This is a genomic window from Sulfitobacter sp. UBA1132 (genome assembly GCF_002311545.1).
Lineage (GTDB): Bacteria > Pseudomonadota > Alphaproteobacteria > Rhodobacterales > Rhodobacteraceae > Sulfitobacter > Sulfitobacter pontiacus.
In genome coordinates, this window is sequence record NZ_DCAN01000006.1 from 261,235 (window position 1) to 268,266 (window position 7,032).

The 7,032-nt window shown below is 58.4% G+C and carries 6 protein-coding genes; 3 read left to right on the forward strand and 3 right to left on the reverse strand.

Features of this window, described 5'->3' with window-relative positions; translation table 11 throughout:
- Nucleotides 1–230: 230 nt before the first annotated feature.
- The 3 genes from B4F27_RS05080 (at nucleotide 231) to B4F27_RS05090 (ending at nucleotide 4,799) form a co-directional block, all read left to right on the forward strand.
- On the forward strand, nucleotides 231–1,319 hold the full coding sequence (locus B4F27_RS05080; RefSeq protein ID WP_005853304.1) for a TRAP transporter substrate-binding protein: 1,089 nt from the start codon (nucleotides 231–233) through the stop codon (nucleotides 1,317–1,319).
- Nucleotides 1,320–1,460: 141 nt separating this feature from the next.
- Entirely contained in the window at nucleotides 1,461–2,429 is a 969-nt protein-coding gene (locus tag B4F27_RS05085; RefSeq protein WP_286759043.1) for a TRAP transporter small permease subunit, read from the forward strand.
- Between the two features lie 15 nt (nucleotides 2,430–2,444).
- On the forward strand, nucleotides 2,445–4,799 hold the full coding sequence (locus tag B4F27_RS05090; protein ID WP_286759044.1) for a TRAP transporter large permease: 2,355 nt from the start codon (nucleotides 2,445–2,447) through the stop codon (nucleotides 4,797–4,799).
- Between the two features lie 97 nt (nucleotides 4,800–4,896).
- Here the strand turns inward: B4F27_RS05090 and B4F27_RS05095 are convergent, their stop codons facing one another.
- The 3 genes from B4F27_RS05095 to B4F27_RS05105 form a co-directional block, all read right to left on the reverse strand.
- Complete coding sequence (locus tag B4F27_RS05095) at nucleotides 4,897–5,718, reverse strand: arginyltransferase (protein WP_005853310.1); 822 nt, start codon at nucleotides 5,716–5,718, stop codon at nucleotides 4,897–4,899.
- Between the two features lie 67 nt (nucleotides 5,719–5,785).
- Complete coding sequence (locus tag B4F27_RS05100) at nucleotides 5,786–6,232, reverse strand: RDD family protein (protein WP_005853312.1); 447 nt, start codon at nucleotides 6,230–6,232, stop codon at nucleotides 5,786–5,788.
- Between the two features lie 69 nt (nucleotides 6,233–6,301).
- Nucleotides 6,302–6,709 (reverse strand): DUF2852 domain-containing protein, encoded by a 408-nt coding sequence (locus tag B4F27_RS05105; RefSeq protein WP_009826953.1) that lies wholly within the window; start codon nucleotides 6,707–6,709, stop codon nucleotides 6,302–6,304.
- Between the last annotated feature and the right edge of the window lie 323 nt (nucleotides 6,710–7,032).

Genomic DNA, 7,032 nt, shown 5'->3' on the forward strand with positions numbered 1-7,032 from the left:
TCAAAGTGCTAGATGCAGTCACAAATCACCCGCTATACGCGTGTATGCACAACATATGGCAGGTGCGGCGGGACATTTGCCGCATATTTGGGCGGTAAATCTGCACGCTCTACGCAGTAGTTGGTATTTTCAACCATTCGCTTTTGCGTAGAGTGAACGACACTTGAAATGACCCGCGCGCATATAATGAAGCGCGGGCACCCTCATATAACTCGGGAGGAGTATCCAATATGGACCGTCGTTCATTTCTGAAGACATCCGCGCTTGGCGGGTCTGCCGCCGCTGCATCGACACTGGCCGCACCGCTGTACGCCCAAGGCAAACGCACGCTGACAATGGTCACCGCATGGCCTCGTGGCTTTGCCGTGCTTGATGACGCTGCGACCTACCTTAACAACATGGTTAACGAGATGTCTGACGGCACGTTGACCATCGAAAAGAAGGCCCCAGGCGAGCTGGTCGGCGCGTTCGAGGTTTTTGACGCCGTTTCCTCCGGTCAGGCGGATATGTATCACGCGGCTGACTACTACTTCATCGGCCAGCACCCCGGTCTGGCGTATTTCACCGCCGTGCCTTTCGGTGCCACAGCACAAGAGCTGACCAACTGGTATCTGCACGGTGGCGGCCATGACCTGCACAACCAGATCGGTGAAATCTTCAACATGAAGATGTTCCTCGCCGGTAACTCCGGTTCGCAGTCCGGTGGCTGGTTCCGCAAGGAAATCAACTCTGCCGCGGACTTCAACGGCTTGAAATTCCGTATGCCCGGTCTGGGCGGCAAGGTGCTGGGTAAACTGGGCGCGTCTGTTCAGAACATCCCCGGTGGCGAACTGTATCAGGCGCTGTCCTCCGGCGCGCTTGACGGGCTCGAGTGGGTTGGCCCCTTCGCGGATGAGCGCGCCGGCTTCCAGGAAGTCGCCAAGATCTACTATACCGCTGGTTTCCACGAGCCAGGGTCGGGTCTGACCGCTTCGGTCAACCTCGACGTGTTCAACGACCTGACACCGGCGCAGCAGAAGATCATCGAATACGCATCGATGGCGACCACGCACACCGGTCTGGCCGAAACGCTGGCCAACAACGGTGCCGCCTTGGCGCGTCTGCAGCAGCAGGGCGTGAAAACCATGCAGTTCCCCGATGACGTCTGGGATGCATTCGGTGCGGCCTCCAAAGAGGTTATGGACGAGAACATGGACGACTCCCTGTTCGCCGACATCCGCAACAGCTTTGAATCCTCGCTGTCCGCATCGGCTGAATGGCTGTCCAAGTCCGACGCCTATTATGTCGAACAGCGCCAGCGCGTTCTGGGCAAAATGTAAGCCATCCCCATGGGATGACAGGGGGGCTGCCTTTGGGCGGCCCCACACGCGACTTTGCGAGCCGGAAAACGGGCGCGCAAAGCGAGGATAATTTTCGCACCAAGCCCACACTGAAACCGGGCGGGCGAAGGGGGGATATCAATGGCAGAAGATGCAGTATGCGCTGGATTTTTCCGCGCGGCGGAAGGGGCCAAGATCAGCTGCTTGGACCAGTTCCAAGAGGGCAACCTGATCAGCTTCATTCTGGGCAACCTACTTGAAGCGTTCTACAATTTCTGTGCAGCGGTGCTGAACCCGTCCATGTGGCTGGACTGGTCCAACAGCGAAGCCTTGATGCGGTTCATCTATTACGGTGCCTCGGTAGAGCTGTTCTTTGTCTTGCTGGTCGGGCTGCTGATTGTTACGGCTGTCGGCCTCTGGAAACGCAGCTTTATGTGGGGCTGCGTGCGCGGGCTTGAAGGGTTCGCCAATGTCACCGGGCGCTTCTTTGCCTGGGCCGGGCTTTTGATGGTGCTGCAACAGATCATCATCGTCTTCATGCAACGTATTTTTACACGGCCTGATATCTCTATCGGCTTTGGTATTCCGCTGCAGTTCGACATCAGCTGGTTTGCGGAAGAGTTAAAGCTTTTCAACGCGTTGGTCGTCTGTCTTTGTGTGTCCTACACCTTTGTACAAGGCGGGCATGTGCGCGTTGACCTGTTCTATGCCGGCGCGAAATTCCGCACCAAACGCGTGATCGACATGTTCGGCGCCCTGTTCTTCATGATCCCCTTTGCGATTGTCACATGGCTTTATGGCTGGTTCTTCCTGTGGCGCCATCTGGTGACACCGAACCCATCGGCCTCTGACCGGTTGGAGCTGTTGCTGCGCAAGGCGCGTTTGCTCAAGTGGAACGTGGAAACCATCGGCTTTTCGCCAAACGGGTTCAACGGCTACTTCTTGTTCAAAATCCTGCTGTGCGCCTTCTGCGCAATGGTGATCTTGCAAGCAATATCAGTATTTTATCGCGCTTTGTTAGAGTTCTGCGAGGGACCTGAAAGTGCAGATAAATATCTCGACCGCGATACGTTGGGCGAGGGCGAAGAAGCCTATGATGGCACACATTAATTCAAGGGGCGTCCCATGCTATTTGGTCTCGACGGGGTCGAAATCGGCCTGATCATTGTTTTTGCCTGCCTCTTTGGCGGCATCCTGTCAGGTTTTCCGGTGGCCTTTGCCATCGGCGGTGCTGGCATCATCTCTTTCGGTATCATCGCCGCACTCGATAGTGCGGGTCTGATGGTGCATCAGGCGATTGACCAATCGTCGCAAGCCTATCGCGATCTGGTGAACTCGGGCGTTCCCAATGACGCGGTATCGAAATTCCGCTATCCGGATTTGCCGCTGATCGGTGAATCTGTATTCCCGCAAGGCTGGGAAGTCGCGCTGGACCGGAACGTCAGCTTTATCGTGAACCGTATGAACGAACGCGTTCTGGCGGGGCAGTCGATCGAGACGCTGCTGGCGGTTTTGATGTTCGTTCTGATGGGCATCACGCTTGAACGGTCGAAGATCGCGAACGACCTGTTGACCACGATGGCGCGCGTCTTCGGCCCGCTGCCCGGCGGTCTGGCGGTGTCGATTGTGGTTGTGGGCGCGTTTCTTGCGGCCTCCACCGGGATCGTGGGCGCGACGGTTGTCACCATGGGGCTGCTGGCGCTGCCGACCATGTTGCGCAACAACTATTCGCCTGAAATCGCAACAGGTGTCATCGCAGCCTCCGGTACTTTGGGCCAGATCATTCCGCCGTCTATCGTTATCGTTCTTCTGGGCACATTGGCGGGCGATCTATACTCCGCCGCCCAGGAAGCGCGCGCAACCGCCGTAGGCTGTACCGATGCGCTGACCTACCTTGGTCAGCCCGCGGTTGTGTCTGTAGGGACACTGTTCCAGGCCGCGTTGCTGCCGGGGATCATGCTGGCGCTGCTTTATGCGCTTTACGCCTTTGTCTATGCGCTGCTGAACCCTGAAAAGGCGCCCGCCGTGCCGATGGGGGCGACCAATGCCGAACCCATCACGCGGGGCGAAGGCTTTACTTGGTTCCTTGGTATGCCAGCCCTGCTGATCGTGGGCACGATTGTTCTGGGCAACCTTGGCATCGTGGGCAGCCAGTCGACTGTTGTGTCCAGCTTTAGCGACATCGGGCAGGGTGCCAGCCTGCGCACCAATGTAGGCGAGGCCTGTCAGGCCGCGATGATCGAACTGCACGGGCAAAGCGCATGGGATCAAGCGGTGACCGAGCAAGCCGCGATCGAGGCGGCGGGCGGTCAACAGGCCAGCGAAAAGCTGACCGAAGAAGCGCTGGCCGCCAAGCAGGCTGAAAAGATCGCCAATGCCGCCCCCATCGGGACCGGTGTTGCGATCATCCTGATCCTGCTGGCGCTGGTCATAACGACCGGTCGCGGTGTCGCCCCATCGGCGGACAAACGGCCGCTGATCATCGGTGGCATCGGTCTGGTGCTGACACTGCTGGTCGATATCCTGCTGGTCGGTCCGGCCACGTCCTCGGGCGCGATGGTGCTGCTGATGGCGCTGCCTTTCGTGGCTGTCATGTATGGTGTGGTCTATGCGCTGAAGCTTTGCGCCGGTAACGAGCTGATCCGCGTGGTCTTCCCGCCGCTGGTCCTGATCGTTGCGGTACTGGGGTCGATCCTTGGCGGGATCACCAACCCGACGCCCGCTGCGGCCTTGGGGGCAGGTGGCGCGATCATGCTGGCCGCCTATCGCAAGCTCAAGGATATGGACCGGTCGCCCAAGGTGATCATCTGGTCCACCCTGGCCATCTTGATCGCGATCCTTGTCGGCGTGAACTTTGACCTGCGCATCAACCAAGAGGGCGTGAGCGTCGAAAGCTGGTTTGCCTTCTTCGTCGCCTATGGCGCGTATCTATACGCGGTGTTCGGTCTGCTGTTCTCGTGCTGGATCCTTTATACCTCGGGCGTGCTAAGCCCCGTGGTCCGCGAGACGGCCAAGGTGACCTCGATGGTGTTTACCATCCTGATCGGGTCGCAGTTGCTGAACCTTGTGGTGATCTCCTTTGGTGGCGAACACTACATCCAGCAGTGGCTGAAAAGCTTCGACAACGAGCTGACGGTCTTCCTGATCGTGATGCTGGTGCTCTTTGTGCTGGGCTTCGTGCTCGACTTCCTCGAGATCATCTACATCGTGATCCCGATCGTCGGGCCGGTGATCTACGGCGGCACTTTCGACCCGAAGTGGGTGACGATCATGATTGCGGTGAACCTGCAAACGTCGTTCCTGACACCGCCCTTCGGCTTCGCGCTCTTCTACCTGCGCGGCGTGGCCCCGGCGAGCGTCACCACGTCGCATATCTACCGCGGGATCATTCCTTTCGTCTTGATCCAGGTCGGGGCACTGGCGCTGTTGTGGATGTTCCCGGTCATCGTGACCATCGTGCCTGACCTGATCCCCAACTGATCTGGGGTCAGGCCACCACAAAAACAAAAGGCACCCTGCGGGGTGCCTTTTTCGTTTCAGCGGGCGACAGCGGTTCAATACGCCTCAGCGTTACGATTTACCCTTTGGTCGGGCTCAGATCGGGGAGGGCGATATTAGCCACCTGTTCGGCAATCGGGTCGGTGTTCAGCGGATGCTGTTCGGGTTCAAAATCATCGGGGTTGCGCATCTTCTGCCACGCGCCGCCCATATAGACCTCAAGCCCCGAGAATTTGGCCTTATAGCCCATCTTGGGGCTGCCGGGCACCCAATAGCCCAGATATACATAAGGCAGACCCGCCGCACGGGCGATTTCGATGTGGTCAAGGATGATGTAATTGCCCAACCCGTCGCGGGGCCGGTCAGGGCTGTAGAACGAATAGACCATGCTCACCCCGTCATCGAGCACATCCGTCAGGCAGACGCCAATCAGCTCGCGGGTTTGGGTATCGGTATATTCGATCACACGGCTGCGGATCGGGGTTTCCTCGATCATCGCGGCGAATTCGAAGACATCCATATCGGCCATGCCACCGTCTGCATGGCGGCTGTCAAGATAGGTGCGGAAGAGGTCGTATTGCTCTTCCGTGGCCCAAGGCGATGTCGCCCGCCGCGTCAGCCCCGCGTTGCGCTTGATCGTGCGCTTCTGGCTTTTGCTGGGGGTGAAGTCGGCCACGTTGATGCGCGCCGACAGACAGGCCGCGCAATCCGTGCAAGACGGGCGATACAGTACATTCTGCGACCGCCGGAAGCCTTGCCCCGACAGGCTGTTATTCAGCTTGGTCGCGGAGTCGCCCTGCAGCGCGGTGAACAGTTTACGTTCCATCCGGCCGTCCAGATACGGGCAGGGCTGGGGCGCAGTCACATAGAACTGCGGAGCGATGGGAAGTGTATGGCGCATGAAAATCCGTTGTTGTTCGGAGGAAATTCTAACAACTGGTCCAAAGCGCGCCAAGCACAAGTTTGGGTCAGTTCACGCTTTCGACACGACGGTTCAGCGGGACTGTGCCGAGGATCACGTCGCTCAGGCTCTGATGGCGCGAGGTGGCGCAGATCAGAATGATCGAAATCACCTGCAAAGGCATCATGGCAACGCTGACCGTATAGCCCGAAGTATGCAAGAACGCCGAGGCCAGATCCAGCGGTTCATCGCGCGCCGTGCGCAATTCCATGCCGAACAGGCGCATGCCCCAGGTGGCCGACCCGCTGGCAAGCGTCGCGACACGGTAGGTAAAGCCCACCATCAGCATCAGCAGCGGGAAAAAGAACAGGCCGGTGAAGGCGGTGAACGGCAGGATCAACACGCTGGCGATCAGCACCAGCAGCGCGTCAACAACCCAAGCCATGAACCGCTTGGTCGGAATACCGCTATAGAATTCAGGCTGGTCGAATGGATCGGGGGTGGTGGGGGTCATCATGTCCTGTCCCTTGAGAAAATCGGCCCCCCGCCGTGGCGGAGGGGGTGTTGATTGAACGCGCAGGCTTTAGGCCTTTTGCGCATCATCGTCGTTTTTGGAGCCTTCGGCCATGAACTGGTCGAACTCTGCCTTATCCTTGGCTTCGCGCAGACGGCTCAGGAAGGCTTCAAAATTGGTTTGCTCTTCCTCCAGACGGGCCAGGGTGTCGGCCTTATAGGCATCAAAGGCGGCGTTTCCGGTTGAACGTCCGGTGATAGACCCACGGCGGGCGCGTTTGCTGCAAGACGAAGATTTAAACATGCGTTTGCTCCAGATCATATAGGCAAGAAGGGCAAGGCCAAGCGGCCAGAAAAGAATGAAACCGACAACCATGGCGGCGATCCAGGCACCTTTGCCCTTGTCGTCAAGAAAGTCCTCGGTACGGCCCAGCCAACTGCGTTGTGCGGTGTAGGTGGGTGCATAGGTCTGTGTCATCAAGTTCCCTTTCGGTCAGAGTGTGGTGGCCCTGAACGCTGCGGGCCGGTGCGGTGGCGGGCAATGTAAATGCCTTTCACATTACAATAGATCGGGGTGCGCCCTGTGGTTTGCAAGGGATAATGTAAATCTTTTTTACATTATTTGGATTTGCACGTATTTGGCGGGGGTTAGCAGGTGCCACGGTGCCATTGACGACGGGCATAGAACCAGCGAATGCTTGGCGTATGAGAACACTTGCCAGTCAGATCACCCGCTGTCCCCGCATCTTTACGGCCGATCAGGCGCAGGATGCGCGCGCGCTCTTTCCCGATGCGCCGTCC